Genomic DNA, 21,541 nt, shown 5'->3' with positions numbered 1-21,541 from the left:
TTGTCCAATAGTCCTTTCGGCCTAAAGACTCAAAATTATCGCACAAATGCCATAGCTACACCGCCATCAACATTCAACACGTTACCGGTTGATTTGTTGAGCAGGCCGCCGGTAAAGGCAAAGCAGGCATCAGCAATATCGGCAGGTAAAATGATTTCGTTAAGCAGTGTGCGTTTTGCGTAGTAAGCAGGCAGTTCGGCTACTGTAATACCATAAGCCTTGGCACGACCTTCGGCCCAGCCGCCGGCCCATATATTGCTGTCGCTGATAACCGCATCAGGGTTCACCACGTTAACGCGGATGCCATCGGTACCTAATTCAGCAGCGTTCAAACGGCTCAGGTGCAGTTGTGCTGCTTTGGCCGATCCGTAACCTGCGTTGTTTGGTCCGCTTACTAAGGCGTTTTTGCTTACAATGTTAATTATATCGCCACCAATAGCTTGTTTTTTCATTACAGCAACCGCGGCCTGCGTAATGAAGAACTGGCCTTTCACCAACACGTCATATAGCAGCTCCCAATCTTTTTCGGTATGGTCGGCTATTGATTTAGAGATAGACAGACCGGCATTGTTCACCACGATATCAACACCGCCAAATGCTAAAGCCGCGATTTCCAGCGCGCTGTTAATCTGTTCAGCATTGGTAACATCAAGCGTAGCGGTAGTATACGAATCTTTACCGTATTGTTTTTTAAACTCTTCGCCTGCGCCTTCCAAGCGTTCGGCGTTCATATCGTTTAAGATTACAACAGCGCCTTCGTCAACAAATTTCTTAGCTATAGCTTTACCTATACCCCCGGCGCTGCCTGTTATGAGGGCAATTTTGCCTGATAATGCTTTTGGTTTTGGCATACGCTGCAATTTGGCTTCTTCCAGCAACCAGTACTCAATATCAAAAGCTTCCTGGTGTGGTAGTGAAGTATATTCAGATATAGCTTCAGCGCCTTTCATAACGTTGATGGCATTGGTATAAAACTCAGCTGCTACGCGGGCTGTTTGTTTATCTTTTGAAAAAGAGAACAAGCCTACACCAGGGTACAGGATAATTACCGGATTGGTATCCCTGATTGCCGGGCTGTTATCATGTTTGCAGGTGTTATAATAGTCGGTATACATCTGGCGGTAGGCCTCAAAAGCAGGGGTAAGGCGCTCTTGTAATGCTTTAACATCGCTCAGGTCTTCGCCGGATTTAAGGTCAAGTACCAGCGGACTGATCTTGGTACGTAAAAAGTGGTCGGGACAGCTTGTACCTAATGGTGCTAAACGGTCAAGATCATTTGAATTGATAAATTCCAGCACACGAGCGTCATCAGTAAAATGGCCTACCATGTGCCTTTCGCTCGAGCAAAAACCACGCAGGATAGGCGCAATAGCAGCTGCTTGTTTTTTACGACCGGCTTCGTCTAAACTTTGTACTTTCTGGCCGCCAAAAACAGGGCCTTTCTTACCATAGTTTTCCTCTAAGTATTCGGCGCAGCGCTCGATAACTTCAAGCGTGTTCATATAGCTTTCGTAAGCGGTGTCGCCCCAGGTAAATAAACCATGTGAGCCTAACATGATGCCACGGATGCCAGGGTTTTCGTCCAGACATTGTTTTAATTGCAGGCCAAGTTCAAAGCCCGGTTTTTTCCATTCAACCCAGCCTATAGTGCCGTTAAAAAGTTCCCGGGTTATTTTTTTGCCATCTTTGGCGGCAGCGATAGCAATGGCCGCGTCGGGGTGCAGGTGATCGATGTGCTTAAATGGTAAAAAGCCGTGTAAAGGGGTGTCAATTGAGGGCGCTTTTGATGCCAGGTCGTAAATGCAATGGTTAAATAATTCAACCATCTCATCTTCATATTCAACCCCGCGGTAAACGTTTTTAAGGCTGCGCAGGCGATCAACATATAATGCTGCCAGTCCGCTTTTTTTAAGGGTACCGATATCGCCGCCAGAGCCTTTGATCCACATTACCTCAACCTCGCTGCCGGTAAGCGGGTCTTTTGATATTACTTTACATGAAGTGTTACCCCCGCCGTAATTGGTAAGGCGCAAATCGGCACCCAACAGGTTTGAGCGGTATATTAACAGGGCAACTTCGTCGCCTGCAAGTTCGGCGGCTTTTGCATCATCCCACAGGTAGCTTACATGCTTAAATTGTGTTGTTTTGACAGACATATTTTTAATTATTGAATTGCTGAGTTATTGAGTTTTGATTTACTTTTAATTTAATTATTTGATAGAGTTGCCATAACCTACAACCAGTACCGATAGTATTATAACCGCTATACCCGCTATTACAGTAGCGAATGCTTTTTTACTTACACCTTTCCATTCTTTTAGCACCAGCCCCCACATGTTGGCTATTAATATAATAAACGCCATGTGCAGTATCCATGAACTTGCCCCGTTACCCATTTTGCTTTCGCCCATACCATAGAAAAAGAACTGCAGAAACCACGTAGTGCCCGCCAGTGCCGCGAAAAGATAGTTTTTAAGCAGCGGTGTTTTTTTATCGGTATAATCGCCAAAAGTTTTATTGCGTGCATTAAGTATCATACACCAGATAAAATTGGTAGTAAGACCGCCCCATAGTATGATAATGTAGGTTACGTTGTTTTGATACAGGAAATTACCCTGTCCCGGATGAGCAGCCTGCCAGATTTGGTTAGCAGTGTCGGCCATTGATTTACCTGCCTCGATACCGAAATTGAAACAAGCGCTCAATATACCCGATATTATGGCTACCAGGATACCCAGACCAAATTTATAATCCTGATTAGCTTGTTTTTCAACGTGGCCGTTTGCTGACGATAGTTCCCGCTCTTTCATCATACCTGCTTTACCGCATATAACTATACCGGCAACACAAAGTAATACGCCTAATAATACAAATTGCCCCCAGGAATTATGTATCATCATGCTAAAAGTATCCTTGCCCTCCTTCGGAAATAAATCATAATAAAAAGATGGTATCAGTGCGCCAAATACCGAGCAAAGACCCAGTATAATGGTACTGCCTAATGATACACCAAGGTACCTGACACCCAGGCCATAGGTAAGCCCCCCAATGCCCCATAACAGACCCATCAAATAAGTCCAGCCTAATACAGAGCCTTCTGTATGGGAAATAATATCAGTAAAGCCGGGGATGGTTAACCATGCTGCCAGCGGCGGCACAATGAGCCATGAAAAAATGCCACCTACTATCCAGTAGCTCTCCCAGGCCCATCCTTTTATTTTTTTATAGGGAATGTAAAAACTCCCCGAGGCAAAACCGCCGATGAAATGGAAAAAAACTCCGAAAATTATCTGCATACGTTAATTGGTTTATATTGGTAAAGCTAATTTAGATATTAAAAACAGGGGAACTGTCATGGTCTGTCATGCGAATGCAATTCAGATGCGACAGATTAAGATGGGCAATTTATTGTTTTCATCCCAAAGATAAATGTTATTTTGTGCAAGATTTTACCTGAGCAAATCCTGATAACTAACACGATAAATGGTTAAAACCTCTGTTTTAAAAGTAGTGGGTTACGTATTGGCGGCTATTTTTTTGCTGTTGTATATCATCCTAAATTTCTGGGGGTATGTATGGCCCGGCGGTTGGTTGCTGATGGGTTTCTTTTTTTCGCTGGCCATAGTTTTTCAAACCGATGTAAGGTTAAAAGGGTTTTCCTTTACCACCATGATATTTGCGGCGGTAAGTATGGCTATGTACTATCCGCATTATTTTACCAGTGTAGGAGGGTTTAAACTTTCGGGACTTATTATCCCACTGTTGCAGGTGATCATGTTTGGCATGGGCAGTGAGTTGAGTTTAAAGGAGCTGGCCACTGTTGTTAAAATGCCTAAAGCCATATTGGTAGGGATAGTTTGCCATTACACCATTATGCCTCTTATTGGCTTTGCGCTGGCTAATATGTTTAATTTCCCGAAAGAGATAGCGGCCGGCGTTATCCTGGTAGGGTGCTGCCCGAGCGGGCTGGCATCAAATGTAATGGCTTATTTATCAAGGGCTAACCTGGCGTTGTCTATAGCGGTTACTACAGTTTCAACTTTGCTGGCACCATTGTTAACTCCTTTGCTGATGCGGGTGCTGGCCGGCAAGTTTGTAGCCGTACATTTCTGGGATATGGCCTGGGACACCACCCGGGTAGTGATCATACCTATTGTTGCAGGTTTATTATTTCACTTTTTGGTAAGGGGAAAAGTGAAGTGGCTCGACAGGCTGATGCCGGTAATTTCAATGGCCGCCATCGGATTGATCATTGTCGTAATTACTGCAGCCGGGCGCGACAGCCTGATTAAAGTGGGTGCGCTCTTGGTTTTGGCTGTATTTATTCATAATATTTCGGGATATACATTAGGCTACTGGTTTAGTCGCTTGTTAGGGTTTAAAGAAAAGGACTGCCGGACAATATCGCTCGAAGTGGGGATGCAGAACAGCGGACTGGCATCCGGATTGGCACTGTTGATGGGAGGGATGGCGACTATTGGGCTTGCGCCGGCTATATTTGGCCCTGTAATGAACGTATCGGGTTCTTTACTGGCTACCTGGTGGCATGGTAAGATCCCAGAGGAAGAAAAAGAAGTAGTACCCATTAACTTAAATTAAAAGCATGCAACCATATATTTTAGGCATCGATATAGGCACAGGCAGCACAAAAGCGGTAGCGGTTACTTTAATCGGCGATACCTTGGGGGTAACACAAAACCATTATCCTATTAACAGTCCCGAACCGGGTTACAGCGAGCAGGATCCATCCCTGATCTGGGATGCCTTTGTGAAATGTTTGCAGGAAATAATGACGAAAATTGGCCACGCGCCCGAGGTGGTGAGCCTGAGCAGCGCCATGCACAGTATTATTCCTGTTGATGACAATGGCACTGCGCTCTACCCCATGATTACCTGGGCCGATGCCCGGAGCGAAGATATTGCACAGCATTTAAGAGATTCTGCCGATGGTGAAAAGATATATCGCATTACGGGTACGCCTGTACATGCCATGTCGCCCTTGTGCAAACTGATCTGGCTGCGTACCAATAACCCCGGTCTGTTTGCCCAGGCGCACAAATTTATTTCTGTAAAAGAGTTTATCTGGTTTAAACTCTTCAACAGCTTTGAGGTTGATTACTCCATTGCTTCGGCAACAGGTTTGTTTGATATTTTAAAACTGCAGTGGAGCACCGAAGCATGCAGCCTTGCCGGCATTTCTGCCGATAAATTATCCACGCCTCAAAATACTACCTATTACCGCAATGATCTTAACGCTGTTACAGCCAAACTGTTGGGCATCGAACAAAAAACTGATTTTGTTATCGGGGCTAGCGATGGCTGCTGTGCTAATTTGGGTAGCCATACCACCGGGCCGGGTATTGCCGCGCTTACAATCGGTACCAGCGGGGCGGTCCGTATTACCAGTCCCCGGCCGGTTTACAACTTTGAAGGTATGATATTCAATTACCTGCTCAATCAAAACACTTTTGTTTGCGGCGGGGCGATAAACAATGGTGGTATTGCCATTAACTGGCTGCTGAAAAACTTTTTACAAAAAGAAAAGCTTTCCGAAGTCGATTATGATGAACTGTTTAACACCATTGAAACTATGCCAGCCGGGAGCGATGGCCTGCTGTTTTTACCCTATTTGTATGGTGAGCGCGCACCGCTATGGGACACCAAAAGCAGCGGGGCATTTATAAATATAAAACCCGCCCACACCCGTGCGCATTTTTTAAGGGCCGCTTTAGAAGGCGTTTGTTTTGCCTTGTACAATGTACTTAAAACGGTTGAAGACGCCTCCGTTACCATTACCCAGGTAAATATCAGCGGGGGCTTTGTAAGCTCCGGCGTGTGGACACAAATACTGGCCGACATTACCGGAAAAATACTGGTAGTGGAGCAACCGGAGGATGCATCGGCAGTAGGTGCCATCTATTTGGCCATGCAAGTACTACATCCCGAAAAGTATAGTGAACTAACCAATATCAGTAACGCGACGGTTATACAACCCAATAGCTCAAACCACGAACGGTATATCAGGATATTCCCGCTGTTTAAGAAACTGTACTTCGATCTGAAAGATTCAATGCACCTGCTGCACGGACTTGATACGGAATAGGGTTAATCGGGCGGATTGTTAAATGGATCGGCAAAGCTTTTTCCGGCTAAAAAGTCAACCAGTTCGGCATCGGTTATCAGACATTTATCTAGCTCCTGTATTAGGGTTTCCTTGTTTAAATGTTCGCCTATAAATACCAGTTCGTTATGGCGGTCGCCGAACTCTTTCGACCAGTTTTTTTCAATAAGCTCGCGGTTCTCCACAAAATCATTATACCTTATACGCTGCTGGTAGGACATACTTGCCCACCATACCCCGGCATTTTCCAAACGCGAAGAACCACCGGCCTGCGAAAAATTCAGCGCGTCATCAGGCGCGGATGCAATCCAGAACAAACCTTTTGAACGGATGATATTTTGCGGAAAATCATGATGCAGATAATTATAAAATCTTTTCGGATGAAAAGGTCTTTTAGCACGGAATACGGTCGAACTAATGCCATATTCCTCCGTTTCGGGAGTATGGTCACCATTTAATTCCCTTATCCACCCGGCAGATTGCGAGGCTCTGTCGAAATCAAACAAGCCCGTATTCAATATTTCTGCAGGGTCAACCTGACCAAATTGGGTATGTAATATTTTTGCGCCGGGGTTTAGTTTTTTGATAACAGCTTCTAACACATTTACCTGTCGCTGCGATGCCAGATCGGTTTTATTGAGCAGTATAACATCGGCAAACTCAATCTGGTCGGTAAGTAAGTTAACAATGGTACGGCGGTCGTTCGGGTCATCCACCAGGTCGCGGTTAAGCAACAGTTCCGAACTGCCGAAATCCTTGTAAAAATTAAAACAGTCAACAACGGTAACCATGGTATCCAGCATCGCGAAACGGCTCAGGTCAATACCGGCTTCTTCATCGGCAAAGTTAAACGTCTGGGCAATGGGTATGGGTTCTGATATGCCGGTGCTCTCAATAAGCAAATAATCAAAGCGGCCTTCCTTTGCCAGTTGTTCAACTGCTATCATCAAATCCTCGCGCAGCGTGCAGCAAATACAGCCATTGCTCATTTCAACCAGTCTTTCTTCGGTGCGGGATAGGTTTTTTTCGTTGGCTATCAGGCGGGCGTCAATATTCACCTCGCTCATATCGTTCACTATAACGGCCAACTTTAATTGCTGCTTGTTGTGCAGTATATGATTTAATAACGTTGTTTTACCACTGCCTAAAAAACCGCTCAGTACGGTCACCGGTAATTTCTTTTCCATCTGTAGTTATTTTGGACAAACATAGCAGATTTAATTTTTAAATGCAATAATGTTGCATTTAAAAATTAAGAAATACCAATCCTTATGCTGTTAATAACAGTGTCAAATTACAGATCGAGCAAACGGGTAAACCGGTACAGGCAGTAAACAATAACAGGGGCGGCCAGTACATCCATGGTGTAATGGATATGTTGTATAAGCAGGAGGATCATGACCGCAATGGTGGCAATAAAGGCAATGATCTTGTCGTTTTTTCGCTCGAGGTTGAGGTAGATCATCACCATGGTTGAAGTGTGGCCCGAAAAAAACAGATCGCGGGTGATGGAGGCATGTCCATAAAAGCAACCGGTAAGCGGATCAACCAGGGGTACTAAACCGGCTGGCGGGTCAAGCCTCACCAGGCTAATAGAAATAAACCGGGCAATACAAACAAATATCAGCGTCCATATATAGGTAGCACAAATAGCCGGTTTGTGCATTACCCTAACCAGCATCAATATACCCATGCCCCATATCAGCGCAAAAATTAGCAGCGAAACATCATAGGCCGGCAAATGGGCCAGTACAAAATCATTAAGCACAACGCCGTTTCGGTGCTCAATGCCCATGAAAAAGGAAGGCATGATGCTAATGAGCCCTGCTATCAGTATGCCGCCTATCAGTAATTTCAGGCGTTTTAAACTGGTGTCATAAGCGTTTAGCCAGTTTTGTTTTATTTTATAAAGGGCTGTAACGGTCACAGTTTACAAATGGAGTTGTTTGCAAAATAATAATTGACATCAATATTAATAAGTTGTTACCAGAAAGTTAAAATAAAATTCAATAAAAATAGCAAATGAAATAAATGCAATTGTGTTGCGTTGTTTTTATATTTGTTTATATTTTCATAAAAAGGGTCAAGTGAAACCGTTTTGAACCGGAAGGAAAAGAGGGGATAAATAAAGTGCGATGGCAACAAACTTTTACCATTTAACTACACCTTATTTTAAACCAATGGTTATTTCTTGTTAAATTTGTATCCTTAAAATAATGTTCCCTAAATAAATTAAATGGCACAAGCCCGCAACAATCTTCATTTTGAAGATTTGCTGAACAAGCATCATTTAAAAAAAACTGCACCTCGGCTCAGGGTTTTATCCATGATGTCGTCAAGGAATGCGGCCACCTCGCAGCCCGATCTGGAAAGTGTAATGAACGATATTGACCGGGTTACGCTTTATCGCATCCTGAACGCGTTTGAAGAAAAAGGTATTATTCACAAAATATTTGATTTGGATGGTACCGCCAATTATGCCCTGTGCTCATCAAACTGCGATGAAGGCCATCACCACGATGAACATTTGCATTTTAATTGCACCAACTGCAAAAACGTGTATTGTTTAGATGAGCTGCACCTGCCTGCCATAAAACTACCCAATGGGTTCGAGCCGGCAGGCTTTACCCTGTATGCTACCGGTCTTTGTCCTAAATGCAGTAAAAAGGCAATCAAAAAATGATCTTTAATACCAGAATTTTCTACCTAACTGCCATTAACTGCGGGCTTTTATTCTTGTTTTTTAGCCTTTGTTCATTCGTTCCGGCGAAGGATACTATACCATCGGTATCTACCTTTAAGTTTAAAACCATTATTGTAGATGCAGGGCACGGCGGTAAAGACCCCGGCGCGCGCGGCTCTTACTCGGTGGAAAAGAACGTGACCCTGGCCATAGCCAAAAAGCTCAAGGCCGCTATCGATTCGCAGATCACTACGGTTAACGCCATCATGACGCGTACCGACGATACGTTTATTCCATTGAACCAGCGGTCGACCATTGGCAACCAGGCTCATGGTAACCTGTTTATCTCTATCCATTGCAATTCATCACCAGAGGGTACCGCGGCTATAGCACACAAGCGTAAAGGCGTGCTGCTGCTGGTTTACGGTTTTCACAGATTGAAAGAGCAGGAAGAAGCGGTGCGTGAAAACTCATCTATCTTTATCGAAAAAAACTACAAGGAAACCTATGAGGCCTATGATCAGAGCGACCCGGCAAACGCTATTATCCTGAACGCCTACATTCAAAAATACCGCAAACAGAGCATTCTTTTTGGCGATTTGCTGAACACCGAATTTGAAGATACCAATGGCCGCGAAAGCGAGGGCGTAAAAGAGCAGGGCGTATTGGTTTTGGCCCACAGCGCCATGCCAGCCGTATTGATTGAAACCGGCTTTATCAATAACCCCGAGGAAGAAGATTACCTGAACTCCAACGACGGCCAGAACGAAATTGTACAGTCTATCATCAGGGCTATCAATAACTATCGCAAGGCTATCGGGGCGATGTAATTGGTTGAGTACGACTCACCCGGTCTACGCTTCGCTGGACCACCCTCTACGCCTGCGGCGTAAACAGGGTTATTATAATTAATTAGTTTAAAAAATAATCTAAAACCCTCTTTGCGGTGAAGCCGTAGAAAGGGCCGACAAGCGCAGCGATGTTGGGGTGAGTCGTTGCCAGCGTTCAAATACTGCACGATGCCTCATTTTTGTCCGCAGTTATAGGCTGTTACTTTAGAAAGGAGAGGCTTTGGAAATCTGCTTTGAAAACTATATTCCCTGCCCGTTCATATTAAAAACCATCTTTAGCACACCAATTTACTCATAAACAACTATATTCGGCTTTAACAATTATACGCCGATGGTAAGCTTCTGTAAATCTGTTTTTAAAGCGCTGTTTTATATTTTATGCTGCGGGTTATTCATTAATGCAGCACATGCCCAAATCAAAGAACAAGGCATAATTCCGCAGCCCTTTAAAATTCAAAAAAGCAGCGAGGTATTTACCTTTTCACCTAAAACAAGTATATCAGTTGGCGCTGGCATTGATGCCAACAACCTTACTTTCTTTAATCAGTATTTTCATTCTCTGAGCGGATATAGTCTTCCTATCAGTAAAAGTGCTGCATCCATCAAACTAAATATTGACTCGGCCAAAGCAATACAGCCCGAAGGCTACATATTATCTGTTACTTCAAAACAGATCAGTATTACAGGGCATGACCAGGCAGGAGTGTTTTACGGGTTGCAGTCGCTTATCCAGTTGCTGCGTTCATCAAACGGGAAAATAACGGCAGCAGGATGCGTTGTTGAAGATTACCCAAGGTTTGCCTACCGGGGGATGCACCTTGATGTAAGCCGTCATTTTTTTAAGGTAGATGCTATAAAAAAATGGATTGATCTGCTTGCGTTGTACAAGATAAATACCTTTCACTGGCACCTGACTGATGACCAGGGCTGGCGTATCGAGATAAAAAAATACCCGCTGCTGCAAAGCATTTCTGCCTGGCGCGATGAAACTATCATAGGCCATAAAAGAGATAGTCCGCATCGCTTTGATGGCAAACGCTACGGGGGCTATTATACTCAGGATGAAGTTAAGGCCGTAGTAAAATATGCTATGGAGAGGCACATTAACATTATCCCCGAAATTGAAATGCCGGGGCATGCGCTGGCTGCGCTGTCGGCCTATCCGCAGCTGGGCTGTACAGGTGGCCCGTATAAAGCAGCTACCTTTTGGGGTATTTTTGATGATGTATATTGCGCCGGTAACGAAGAAACGTTTACCTTTTTACAAAATGTGCTGGACGAGGTGCTGCCGCTTTTTCCGTCTAAATATATTCACATCGGCGGCGATGAATGCCCTAAAACCAAATGGAAAACCTGTCCCAAATGCCAGAAGCGCATTAAAGACGAGCATCTAAAAGACGAACACGAACTGCAAAGTTATTTCATTGGCCGAATGGAAAAATACCTGAACAGTAAAGGCCGGCAGATTATTGGCTGGGACGAAATTCTGGAAGGCGGTCTTGCACCCGGCGCTACCGTTATGAGCTGGACAGGCGAGGAGGGTGGCATTGCAGCCGCCAAACAGCATCACGACGCCATCATGACGCCCGAAAAATATGTTTACCTTGATTATTATCAGTCGCTGTACCCCAGTGAGCCTTTGGCCGGTGGTGGCTATACGCCTTTGAGCAAAATGTATAATTATGAGCCCATCACCAAAGAACTCTCCGGCGATGAAGCCAAATATATAAAAGGGGTACAGGCCAATGCCTGGAGCGAATACCTGGCCAGCATAGCACAGGCCGAGCATCAGTTGTTTCCACGGATGCTGGCACTATCAGAAATTGCGTGGACGGCTAAAGAGAATAAAGATTATAATGGTTTCCTTAAACGCCTGCGTTATGAACTGCCCTTACTAAAACGGCTGAATGTAAATACAGCCAACACTTTCGACGAGATCACCGATAGCATAACCAAATCGGCAGATGATAAAATACAACTTGCCTTAAATAGTACCTTACCGGGTGGCCAGATTTATTATACCACAAATGGTACTGTACCGAACCTCAAAAGCAAAAAGTATAGCAAGCCATTAATCATTACCGCATCGGGAAAGGTAAAGGCCGTTGTGCTTAGCGGAGCAAAACAACAGGGTAGGGTTTACGAAAAGGATTTTCACCTGCATAAAGCCATCGGCAAAACAGTGACCCTGGCTAACCAGCCGCAGGGTACTTATAATTCAACAGGGATATGGGGACTGGTGAATGGTATTTATGGCAATAAGCTGTATAACGATGGCCAATGGTACGGCTTTAACGGCGATGATCTGGACGCGGTGGTTGATTTGGGTACCACGCAAAAGGTATCTCAGTTGGGTATCAATATTTTAAAATACCACTGGCAAAAAATGTGGGAGCCGCAGGTATTGACCTTTGAAACCTCAGTGGATGGGAAAGCCTATACCGAAGTGTACCGTCAAACTGCCTTTAATGCCAATGGTATTAATGCGGTAAGGGCAAATATTAAGCCTGTACAGGCGAGGTATATTAGGGTAAAAGGCACCAACAAAGGTATTATCCCCCCCGGCGAGTACATAGCGGGCGCCAAAGCCTGGCTGCTGGTTGATGAGCTGATTGTTAATTAGATGTGCAGATTTTAGATGTGCAAATGTGTAGATTGCTTGACTTTCAATGAAAAATTATAACGCTAAGTGATTTCTAAAATCTGCACATTTGAAATTTGCATATCTGCACATCCCTAAACTGTTCCATCTTTTTTTTCCTATTTTTATACCAAACACTAACGCGTGCGTTATGTTGAAATAACGTAAGGTTAAAACAGGATGTTATTTTACGCTGATAGCACCGCAAGTATAACTACTCAATGAGCAAAGTATTTACAATAACAGAGGGTTTGGAGAACATGGGAGCTTTGCGAACGGGCGGACAGGGCTCCGTTTACAAAGGCAGGCGTTACGGTCCTATTATTACAGCGGTAAAACTATTACCTACCCCCATTCACACCGAAAGCGCTGACGATAAGAATTTCCGGAATTTTCAAAACGAAGTTGAAAAGCTGAAAAAGGTAAACGAAGAACCTAATCCAAATGTAGTTAAGATATTAAATTCGGGCATTACCGAAAGCGGCTCATTTCCATTTATTGAAATGGAGTACATTGACGGCCCCGACCTGGAGGATTTGCTGAAACCTCCGCACGAACCAATTTTTACCATAAAAGAAATCATCAAGCTGGCCGACCAGCTGGCAAATGCCTTATCGCACTGTCATAAAGTTTCGGTAAAGCACGGCGATATCAAAAGCAATAACGTAAAGTTCAATATCCATACCGGAAATTATGTATTGCTTGATTTTGGATTATCGGCCATGTCAGACGATCAGCGGCGTACCAGCATTAGGCATGCCGGAGCTATTGAGTTTATGGCCCCCGAGCAAAATGAAGGGCTGATGTATTTCCAGACCGACGTATACAGTTACGGCGTTATTCTATATGAATTGATAGCCGGGCAAGTGCCTTTCCCGTTAAAAGACAATGGCGAAACCGCTCGTAATGCCGTGATGCTGGCCCACATGGAAACACCCGTGCCCGATGTAATGGAACTGCGCCGGAGCAACCTGCCCGAAAGCTGGAACGATAAAAAGAAAGAACACGAAATGATGGTACCGGCATGGCTGCTGCAAATAGTAGCTAAATGCCTTAAAAAAGAACCTGATGACAGGTTTGCCGATGGCATTGAACTGCAGGAAACCCTCATGTACAGCAGCATTGGCGCTGTAAGTGGCAATCAGGAAGAAGATACCTGGAATGCCTCGGTGCTTTTAAAAGAGAACGAACGCTTACAGGGCCTGCTGTTATATTACCAGGAGGCCGAAAATAACAAGCCCCTGCCCGTAATAACCGAAAGCATGGAGCCGCCTGTAAATGACGGGAAACAGGTACGCATGTCAAAACCTATTTTTATAGTGTTTATGCTTTTGCTGTGCGGTTTTACTGTTTTCTCGGCGGTGGTGATGAGCAAATTTGGTAGTCAAATTTCTCATGGTGTATATAACCGGCTGTTTAAATCATCAAATAAACCTGCAGATTCGAGCGCTGTTAAAGTTCCTGTTACAAAAAAGCAGGAAGCGGAACCTACCCGTCAGCAGGATAGTACGCCAGCTAATGATGAATCAGGCATTCCACCCGAAATTGATTCACAGGCCGATTCTATTTTACAGGGAATAAAGTATAAAAAAACAAACACAGAAGATCCGCAGTTTTACCGTGACAGTGCAAAAACAAAGGATACCTCTAACCTGAATTTTTAACTACAATAATGCTAACCAGTTAATACAAAATATAACTGAATGGAATCAAAATCAACGTTTTGGCAAAAGATAGGCCTGCAGGATTGGTTTCTGCCCAACGGGAAACCAGTTAATGCCGCGGCTGCAACAATTAAGGCGCTAACCCCCGATGATGTATACATGTACATCATCGAAAAATTTAAGGAATCCATCAGCAAGTTGTCATTTGCAGATCGTGTAGTGTTTTATCACGAGTACATCATCAGCTTTAATGAAGAAGATTACCAGGAATTTATTAATAACCGGTCGGGCCTTTTTGGTATCATCGTGAATGAGTCGGTAAAAAAGTTTTACGAATTATTGCGCGAGCACGAGGAAGTTGGAAAAAAAGTTGAGCCCTCAAGTTCCAAATGGGTATTCAGGCTCGTATCGCACCCTGATTATGCCAAAGGTGATAAGGGTTTTATAGGTAAGTTGTTGCCCGGAAGTAATAAGAAGGAAGAGAACCTGCGCGTAACCTTCATTCCGCGGCATACGGGTGTTGCCCAAACGCTTGACATCAGCAACGATATACTCAAAGGCTTTACCTATTACAGCGAAGGTTATTACGAATTGCCCTACGCCAATGACCTGCACTACAACGAAAAGGAAATAGCCAAGCCTGGCGAAAAAGTGCTGGCCCGCCTGGATACCATAATGCCAGATAAGCAGTTTGTAGGCCGCAAGGTCGAGTACCTGATGAAAGACGATGACATTGTAGTATCGGGCAATGATGAAACCCGCGAAGAGCAGGCCGTATTTAAAGTACCGAGCGATTGGGTGAATACGCCCCATCTGCGCATCAGGCTTAATAAGGCAGATGGCAAGCTTTACATGACCTCTTTTGGTGAACGCACACTGATCAACGAACAGGAAGTAACACCGAGCGATGTAAACTCACCGCAATGGGTCGAGCTCCCTTTTAACTCTAAAATATTACTGAATGGTATAATAGGCATCAACGTATTTAAACCTGAGGCATAATGTCACAAATATTATCATTTGGGCTGCTGGCAATATGTGTGTTATTATTGGCGGCTCACTTTATCGACATAAGAAATTCCAGTAAAAACCATGGCAAATAATTTTTTCGGAATAACAGATATTGGTAAGCAAAGGGATAATAATGAGGATACCTTTATTGCCCAGAAAACCGACGATGATAATTTCATTATCGCCTGTGTTATTGATGGCGTAGGTGGTTATGCCGGCGGCGAAGTTGCCGCCGACATAGCGCGGGAGTGCATCGTTGAGCAGCTCTCGTACATTGCGGGCGATATTATTCCGCTGCTGGTAAATACGGTGGCATTGGCCAACCAACGGATATACGAGAAAAAGCAAGGCAACAGGCAATTGGAAAACATGGCATGCGTATTAACACTTGCTGTAATTGATATCCCCAATAACCAGTTTTATTATGCCCATGTGGGCGATACCCGCCTGTATTTGCTACGCGATAATTCCCTGATAAAAATATCAAAAGATCATTCTTTTGTAGGTTTTCTGGAAGACTCTGGCCGGCTCACAGAAGAGGCTGCCATGGATCATCCTAAACGTAACGAGATCAGTAAAGCTCTGGGATTTAATCCGCATATATCAAAAGAACCCAATTTTGTGGAAACCGGGAGCTCACCGTTTTTGCCCGGCGACATTCTGTTGGTTTGCAGCGATGGTCTTACCGACCTGGTTGATAAAAACCAGATGACCAAAATATTAACCAGCAGCGGATCGATACAGGATAAAGGCGAAAAACTGATACAAGCCGCCAACAGCAAAGGCGGAAAAGACAACGTAACCGTAGTACTGGTAAATAACGATAAAAAGCCGCGGCAGCACAGCGCCACCCGGCCCGCTACGGTTGCAAATATACCTGACGAGATAATTGACCCACTGGCGCAGCCTAAACTTCCTGATGGCCCGGCTACCATACCCGTAAAACAGCGAAGCAGCCGCGGTACAATGGTGGTGCTTTTCATATTACTGGCGCTGGCCCTGGCTGGTTTTTTATGGCAATTCTGGCTAAACTATCAGCTAAAGCAAACTCCGGTAAAAGTGGCTGTTAAACCTGTAAAGGTTAAAAACGCCGGAGAAATAAAACTGCAGGATACCATCAACAAATTAAAAGGCAATACACTCATCATTTCCGAAGCTGATTATAAACAGCCCATTGTTTTGAGTGATACCTTACGCATTGAGCAGGATAGCCTGTACATTAAGGCAAAGGGGAACATCATTTTCAAACGCGATTCTGCTTATAATGGCCCGGGCATATCGCTCACCAGCAATTGTAAATATATTGTGCTGGATAGTGTAGCATTTGATGGTTTCAGGGTAGCTATTGCCACCCGCAATGATGCCCTGGTGTTAAAACATGTGGTGTTCAGCAATTGCGTTTCTCCGGTACAAACCGCCTATATTTTCCCCGATAAAAAGTATATTTCGGGCAGGTTGTTTGGCGGTATGTTTAAGATAGATACCTTATCAAAACCTACTAAATAATAAATGAATCAAGGTACGCAGAATGCTCCGGGCAGGGCAATGGAACGGTTGTTTTTGCTGCTAACCGGTATTATATTGGCCATACTGTTTGGCAAGCTTTATTTTGTACTACAGCAAAAGTTTGTTGATGTAGACAAGCGGCTGAACGACGGTACCATTGTAAATCTAAACGCTCCCAACACAGCCCGTAACGTTTCGGCCTTGCTGCAAAAGGGCTATTATTTTGATGATCCCAAAGATGTCGACTATATCCGTGCTACGATAGCGTCAAAGGTAAATGCAGGCGAAGAAATTGATAATGCCGGAGAGCTCAATAAACGCAGGTATTATGTAAACGCCGACGATGCTTATGCAAACGGGGGCGAATCGTTTAAAAAACGTGTGCTTGTATCCCGCTCGCTTTTAGGTTATACCGGCGATGATTCTATACGTTTTACGCAGGAAAAAACCAATCCGCCTCAGTTGCCCGCGCAAACAGACTTGGGTTTAAGTGGGTTCAGTATCAGCGGAACGATTAAGGATAAAAAACAACCAGTCGCCGGTGTGTTGGTACGCCTGGCCATGATATTGCCGCAGGATAGTATTTATACCGACGAGGAAATAACTTCAAGCGGACGTACCGCGCAAGTAACTAACGCCTACAAAAAAGTATATGTAATCAACGCCAATAAAAAGAGGCAGCTACAGTCGTTAACCGCTTTTGCACGTACCGATGCCGGAGGTAATTATCAATTTAAAAACCTGCCCGAAGGTAAGGCTTTTGAAGTATTGCCGCTGCAACCCGGTTTTGAGTTTGGCCGGTCGCAAGGTGTGGTGGAGTTGGAGAAAGACAACACGCTTAACTTTGCGCGGGTTACACATACTATGAAACTCCTGTCCACGCGCGACTTTAATATCCTGAAAAAGGAAGGTGCGTTTATTGTTCGCACTCAGAGTGATTTTAACCAATGGTACTGGATAATAGCGGGCAGTTTTTTTGGAGGTCTCCTCATTATCCATTTGTTGCTGAGCGTGCGTTACCCACAGGCAGATCAGCTGATATTACCGCTGGTGATGCTGCTAACAGGCATTTCTTTTCTTACGCTGTTATCGCTGCAGGATCCCTTGCGCGACAGGTTTTTGGCTAAGGATACACTGAGCTATCTTGGTATCGGTGTAGGTGGTATTTGTATACTGCAGTTCTTTAACCTGCGCCGCTTCAATGCCGATTCAACACTTTACCGGTTGTTGTTTTTTAAGGGCGCGCGCAGCGCGGCCAACGGCTGGCCCTGGGCTATTGTGGCCATGGCTTTATTGTTCAGTACTATTTTATTTGGTACCGGGCCCGAAGGCAGTGGCGTAAAAGTAAACCTGCTGGGTGTGCAGCCCAGTGAGATCGTGAAATACCTGATCGTGATATTCCTGGCGGGCTTTTTTGCCGCTAACGAGAAATTTATAAGCCAGTATGCAAGTTGGGGCAAGCGCTGGTCGTTCTTTTCCTTCGCGTTGATAGCCACCATTGTTACACTGCTGCTGTTTTTGGTACTGGGCGATTTGGGCCCGGCAATGGTAATCTGTTTTACCTTCATTATCCTGTTTTCCTTTTCGCGTGGCGATTTCCTGTTTATGGCAGGTTATGTAATATTATTTGTATTAAGCACCTGGCTTTTTGAAAACGTTTGGCTCAGTGCAATCATTACCTTTGGCGTATGGGGGCTGGTAGGGTTTTTAAAGCCGCGATTGCTCAGCGAATCGGCCTTTATGGCTTTGATTGTGATCACAGCATTTTTAACTATTGATAAGATACCCGGTCTGGATAAAATCATCCCCGGCCCGGTTGAGCGTTTGGTAGAACGTAAAGCCATTTGGCAGGACGCCTGGAACAATGAGGTATATGGCGGCGACCAGGTAGCCAACGGTCTTTGGGCCATGGCCAGCGGTGGTCTGAGCGGCACCGGCGTGGGGCAGGGTTTTGCCAAAACCATCCCGGAAGCACACACCGACATGATTTTACCATCCATCGGCGAAGAGTTTGGCTGGGCAGGCATGGCGGCAGTATTTATATTATTCCTGTTATATCTGCACCGGTCTATCATTATAGGGCGGCAAACGGGTACGCCTTTGCTATTTTACCTCAGCGCGGGCATCGGCGTTTGTACCTTTGTGCAGTTTATACTCATAGCGGGCGGCTCCATAGGCGCGCTGCCACTCTCGGGTGTATCGTTACCCTTTGAAAGTTATGGCGGGTCATCATTGGTAATTAATATGGTGGCCGCGGGTTTTCTGCTGTCGGTATCATCTGTAAAGGGTACCGCGGTGCAAATGAGCTTTATTACCAAACAGCAGGATAAAAACCTGGTACCGGCATTAGCCGCTGCGCTTGCCGCGGTAATATTACTTACTGTAAACGTATCGCGCTATAGCGCCGATAATACACATTGGGTAGTAAAACCAGCACTGGTTGCCGATAAAAGCGGCTTGCGCATGTTTAGCTATAACCCCCGTATTGCTATTTTGATGAACAGGTTGCAGGCCGGCTCATTGCTCGATCGTAACGGTCTAATACTTGCAACCAGCAAGCCTGCGTTGATTGAAAAACAGAAAGAAAAGCTGGCCTCCACAGGTTTGTTGCACTATGATCTGGATTCGGCCATGCATAAGCGGCTCGACAGATTTTATCCGTTTGAAGAACAAATGTTTTTTTGGACGGGCGATGCCAACACCGGTGTATTTAATGGCAGTACCAATGGCTATTTTGGCGAATATGAACATGCTGCAGAGCTACGTGGTTTTAAAATGCCTGTAACCAGTTACAATGTAAAGGCATCACGCTTTCAGGAAGACCGCTTTTTACCCCGCGGCATGAAGGAAATGACGGTTAGCAAGCGCGATTACAGCGCGCTGGCTCCCTTGCTGCTGGCCGATATTAACGGTCCGGAAATAGCCGCCTTTAAAAACAAGAACCGCGATGTGCAGCTTACTGTTGATGCCGAACTGCAAACCAGTATACAGGAATCTATAGCTGCCGATACTTCTTTACTCGATAACCGGGTTTCGGTAGTGATCATGGAAGCCAATACCGGCGATGTGCTTACATCGGCGGTTTACCCGCTGCCGCCAGTGCGTAACTGGGATCAGCTCACCATGGCCCAGTCCGACCAAAATAAGCTGGCCACCTGGATGACCACCACTGATCTGGGTTTTACCTACGCTTCGCAGCCGGGTTCAACAGCCAAGGTGCTAACGGCTATGTCGGCGTTCAATAAACTGGGTATAGGTGCGGCTGATGTGGTTTACCATGTGAGCATGAACGAGCGTATCCGAACCAAAGGTATCGAGCCCGACGAAACCGGCATGATCACCATGGAAAGGGCTATCGCCAAATCAAACAACGTATATTTTATAAAACTGGCCAACCAGCAGCACCTGGAAGAGTATATGGTTAACCTGTACATGAAAACCGGTATGTTTTTGCATGGAGTTGGTGGTTATTATTATAACAAGCCAACAGAAAACGACGCGCAGGAAGAAGAATGGCGTAATCTGTGGCGTAAAACCGAGTTCAATACCAAGCCACGCTACGACCCTAATAACATCCATAAAACAAGGGCCAAGGGTATTTCAGGTATGGCCTGGGGACAGGGTGAGCTGATAGCCACACCTGCCGCGGTAGCCAGGCTGGTATCGGGCGTAGCTAATGACGGTATGCTGCATCCAAATCGTTTCGCGCTTAAGGTAAATGATACGGTTATGAATGTAAAGCCCGCTTTTAAACTGGCCGAAAAGCCAGAATATGCCGCGTTGCTTAAACAATATATGATTACGCAAAGTGCACCAAAAGTGCCTATATTGCATATAACGGTAGCAGGGAAAAGCGGTACGCCCGAGCGTATTGTTAAAAATCAAAGTGTGAACGATGGCTGGTATGTGTTTTTTGCACCCGAGGCTAAAGGCAAAGGTAATATGGTCGTTTGTATCAGGATTGAATCAACCCGTGGATCATCGGATGCGGTGAGGCTGGCCGGTAACCACGTAATACCATTTTTGCTCAAAAAAGGCTATATAAAAAGCTTTGAGCCCGAGAAGAAAATAATAACTGTAAAAGCGCCGCCGGCCGAAGAAATTAATTTACCGGAAGATACCGCCGCAATAACAGAAGAAGAGCAAACAAATCCATAAATAGTATTAGGCATGGCGTTTAATTTATTCAGAAACAAAGGAGAAAAACGGGAATGGGATGTTAAAAGTCTGCGAGATGCCCTGTTGCGTTTTATAAAAGAAGCATTACAAAAAGTAGAGGGCGGCGAAGGCAGCCATATCAAGGAGCTTTTGCTATACATAGCGGCCGAACCGGAGGAAAAGCATATTTATGAGGGTGCGGTTTATGTTCATGATAAAGAAAAATTCAGGAACGAAATACAGAAAATAGCCGATGATTACGCACTTGACCTACCGGGCGACTGGACAATTGAAGTGATTTTCACAGATGAGTTTCCACAAGAGGCTACGCCGATGCTGGGGCTCGATGCTGCTTTCCTGATGCATACCCGCCGACAGGTAATGCACAACGCGGCATCGGCAGTAGCCTACATCCGTATACTGAGCGGTGAAGCCGAGCAGGAAGAGTATATAATAAAAGCAACTGACGATAAAATTAATATTGGTCGCGATAAAAAAGCGGTTACCGATAATGGCTCTTACCGTTTAAACAAACTGGTATTCCCGGCCGCAAGCGATGATGAAAGCAACAAGTTTATCAGTCGTCAGCATGCTCATATTGAGTGGAACAAGGACAATGAATGCTTTATGATATTTGCCGATGAGGGCGGCGTACCACCCCGTAATAAAACTAAGATACACATAGCAGCCGATGGTAAAATGATCAAGCTCAATTCTACCCAGATAGGTCACCCAATGAGTGAAGGTGATCAGGTGATCCTCGGCGAATCGGCAGTATTTTTATTTAGTACTAAGGCAGAAGGATAAGTTATATAAAACGGTGTCATGCTTGTCGAAGCATGGTGGGGGGGCATCAACGCGCGATCCTTCGACGGAGTTCATGATAACCCAGTGCACTAAAATCAA

Annotated in this window: 14 protein-coding genes; 10 read left to right on the top strand and 4 right to left on the bottom strand. The window is 44.9% G+C overall.

Features of this window, described 5'->3' with window-relative positions; genetic code table 11:
- Positions 1-35: 35 nt before the first annotated feature.
- Both SNE25_RS26700 and rhaT read right to left on the bottom strand, forming a co-directional pair.
- Positions 36-2,156 (bottom strand): bifunctional aldolase/short-chain dehydrogenase, encoded by a 2,121-nt coding sequence (locus SNE25_RS26700; RefSeq protein ID WP_321562075.1) that lies wholly within the window; start codon positions 2,154-2,156, stop codon positions 36-38.
- Positions 2,157-2,210: 54 nt separating this feature from the next.
- On the bottom strand, positions 2,211-3,296 hold the full coding sequence (rhaT, locus tag SNE25_RS26695) for an L-rhamnose/proton symporter RhaT (RefSeq protein ID WP_321562074.1): 1,086 nt from the start codon (positions 3,294-3,296) through the stop codon (positions 2,211-2,213).
- A 187-nt stretch (positions 3,297-3,483) separates the two neighbouring features.
- Here rhaT and SNE25_RS26690 point away from each other — a divergent pair, with 187 nt between their 5' ends.
- Both SNE25_RS26690 and SNE25_RS26685 read left to right on the top strand, forming a co-directional pair.
- Positions 3,484-4,599, top strand: a complete 1,116-nt coding sequence (locus SNE25_RS26690) for a bile acid:sodium symporter family protein (RefSeq protein ID WP_321562073.1) — start codon at positions 3,484-3,486, stop codon at positions 4,597-4,599.
- Between the two features lie 4 nt (positions 4,600-4,603).
- Positions 4,604-6,103, top strand: coding sequence for a gluconokinase (locus SNE25_RS26685; RefSeq protein WP_321562072.1), 1,500 nt, complete (start codon positions 4,604-4,606; stop codon positions 6,101-6,103).
- Between the two features lie 2 nt (positions 6,104-6,105).
- On the opposite strand, the gene SNE25_RS26680 is transcribed toward SNE25_RS26685, so the two are convergent.
- Both SNE25_RS26680 and SNE25_RS26675 read right to left on the bottom strand, forming a co-directional pair.
- Positions 6,106-7,308 carry a GTP-binding protein gene (locus tag SNE25_RS26680; protein ID WP_321562071.1) on the bottom strand — a complete coding sequence of 401 codons (1,203 nt, stop codon included), beginning with the start codon at positions 7,306-7,308 and terminating at the stop codon, positions 6,106-6,108.
- 107 nt (positions 7,309-7,415) lie between these two features.
- Positions 7,416-8,048, bottom strand: a complete 633-nt coding sequence (locus SNE25_RS26675) for a phosphatase PAP2-related protein (protein ID WP_321562070.1) — start codon at positions 8,046-8,048, stop codon at positions 7,416-7,418.
- Positions 8,049-8,357: 309 nt separating this feature from the next.
- Here SNE25_RS26675 and SNE25_RS26670 point away from each other — a divergent pair, with 309 nt between their 5' ends.
- The 8 genes from SNE25_RS26670 (at position 8,358) to SNE25_RS26635 (ending at position 21,442) form a co-directional block, all read left to right on the top strand.
- A complete protein-coding gene (locus SNE25_RS26670) occupies positions 8,358-8,804 on the top strand; it encodes a Fur family transcriptional regulator (protein WP_321562069.1) in 447 nt (148 codons plus the stop codon).
- A complete protein-coding gene (locus SNE25_RS26665; RefSeq protein ID WP_321562068.1) occupies positions 8,801-9,634 on the top strand; it encodes an N-acetylmuramoyl-L-alanine amidase family protein in 834 nt (277 codons plus the stop codon). Before SNE25_RS26670 ends, SNE25_RS26665 begins: the two co-directional genes overlap by 4 nt.
- Positions 9,635-9,986: 352 nt before the next feature.
- Positions 9,987-12,278 (top strand): glycoside hydrolase family 20 protein, encoded by a 2,292-nt coding sequence (locus tag SNE25_RS26660; protein WP_321562067.1) that lies wholly within the window; start codon positions 9,987-9,989, stop codon positions 12,276-12,278.
- A gap of 239 nt (positions 12,279-12,517) precedes the next feature.
- Positions 12,518-13,960, top strand: a complete 1,443-nt coding sequence (locus SNE25_RS26655) for a serine/threonine protein kinase (protein WP_321562066.1) — start codon at positions 12,518-12,520, stop codon at positions 13,958-13,960.
- A 39-nt stretch (positions 13,961-13,999) separates the two neighbouring features.
- Positions 14,000-14,962 (top strand): hypothetical protein, encoded by a 963-nt coding sequence (locus tag SNE25_RS26650; protein WP_321562065.1) that lies wholly within the window; start codon positions 14,000-14,002, stop codon positions 14,960-14,962.
- 90 nt (positions 14,963-15,052) lie between these two features.
- Complete coding sequence (locus SNE25_RS26645; RefSeq protein ID WP_321562064.1) at positions 15,053-16,477, top strand: PP2C family protein-serine/threonine phosphatase; 1,425 nt, start codon at positions 15,053-15,055, stop codon at positions 16,475-16,477.
- 3 nt (positions 16,478-16,480) lie between these two features.
- The gene (locus SNE25_RS26640; RefSeq protein WP_321562063.1) at positions 16,481-20,635 is read left to right on the top strand and encodes an FtsW/RodA/SpoVE family cell cycle protein; all 4,155 of its coding nucleotides are present in this window, start codon (positions 16,481-16,483) and stop codon (positions 20,633-20,635) included.
- A 12-nt stretch (positions 20,636-20,647) separates the two neighbouring features.
- Positions 20,648-21,442 (top strand): FHA domain-containing protein, encoded by a 795-nt coding sequence (locus SNE25_RS26635; protein WP_321562062.1) that lies wholly within the window; start codon positions 20,648-20,650, stop codon positions 21,440-21,442.
- Positions 21,443-21,541: the final 99 nt, after the last annotated feature.

The sequence above is a fragment of the Mucilaginibacter sabulilitoris genome (genome assembly GCF_034262375.1).
Classification (GTDB): domain Bacteria; phylum Bacteroidota; class Bacteroidia; order Sphingobacteriales; family Sphingobacteriaceae; genus Mucilaginibacter; species Mucilaginibacter sabulilitoris.
The sequence above is the reverse complement of the archived record's forward strand: the minus strand, read 5'-3'. Positions and strand labels throughout refer to the sequence as shown.

Excerpts from the sequence above, each read along its gene's own strand:
- SNE25_RS26660 (WP_321562067.1), top strand. The coding sequence starts at position 9,987 with ATGGTAAGCTTCTGTAAATCTGTTTTTAAAGCGCTGTTTTATATTTTA.
- SNE25_RS26640 (WP_321562063.1), top strand. The coding sequence starts at position 16,481 with ATGAATCAAGGTACGCAGAATGCTCCGGGCAGGGCAATGGAACGGTTG.
- rhaT (WP_321562074.1), bottom strand. The coding sequence starts at position 3,296 with ATGCAGATAATTTTCGGAGTTTTTTTCCATTTCATCGGCGGTTTTGCC.
- SNE25_RS26685 (WP_321562072.1), top strand. The coding sequence starts at position 4,604 with ATGCAACCATATATTTTAGGCATCGATATAGGCACAGGCAGCACAAAA.
- SNE25_RS26670 (WP_321562069.1), top strand. The coding sequence starts at position 8,358 with ATGGCACAAGCCCGCAACAATCTTCATTTTGAAGATTTGCTGAACAAG.
- SNE25_RS26635 (WP_321562062.1), top strand. The coding sequence starts at position 20,648 with ATGGCGTTTAATTTATTCAGAAACAAAGGAGAAAAACGGGAATGGGAT.
- SNE25_RS26655 (WP_321562066.1), top strand. The coding sequence starts at position 12,518 with ATGAGCAAAGTATTTACAATAACAGAGGGTTTGGAGAACATGGGAGCT.
- SNE25_RS26690 (WP_321562073.1), top strand. The coding sequence starts at position 3,484 with ATGGTTAAAACCTCTGTTTTAAAAGTAGTGGGTTACGTATTGGCGGCT.
- SNE25_RS26650 (WP_321562065.1), top strand. The coding sequence starts at position 14,000 with ATGGAATCAAAATCAACGTTTTGGCAAAAGATAGGCCTGCAGGATTGG.
- SNE25_RS26645 (WP_321562064.1), top strand. The coding sequence starts at position 15,053 with ATGGCAAATAATTTTTTCGGAATAACAGATATTGGTAAGCAAAGGGAT.
- SNE25_RS26665 (WP_321562068.1), top strand. The coding sequence starts at position 8,801 with ATGATCTTTAATACCAGAATTTTCTACCTAACTGCCATTAACTGCGGG.
- SNE25_RS26680 (WP_321562071.1), bottom strand. The coding sequence starts at position 7,308 with ATGGAAAAGAAATTACCGGTGACCGTACTGAGCGGTTTTTTAGGCAGT.
- SNE25_RS26700 (WP_321562075.1), bottom strand. The coding sequence starts at position 2,156 with ATGTCTGTCAAAACAACACAATTTAAGCATGTAAGCTACCTGTGGGAT.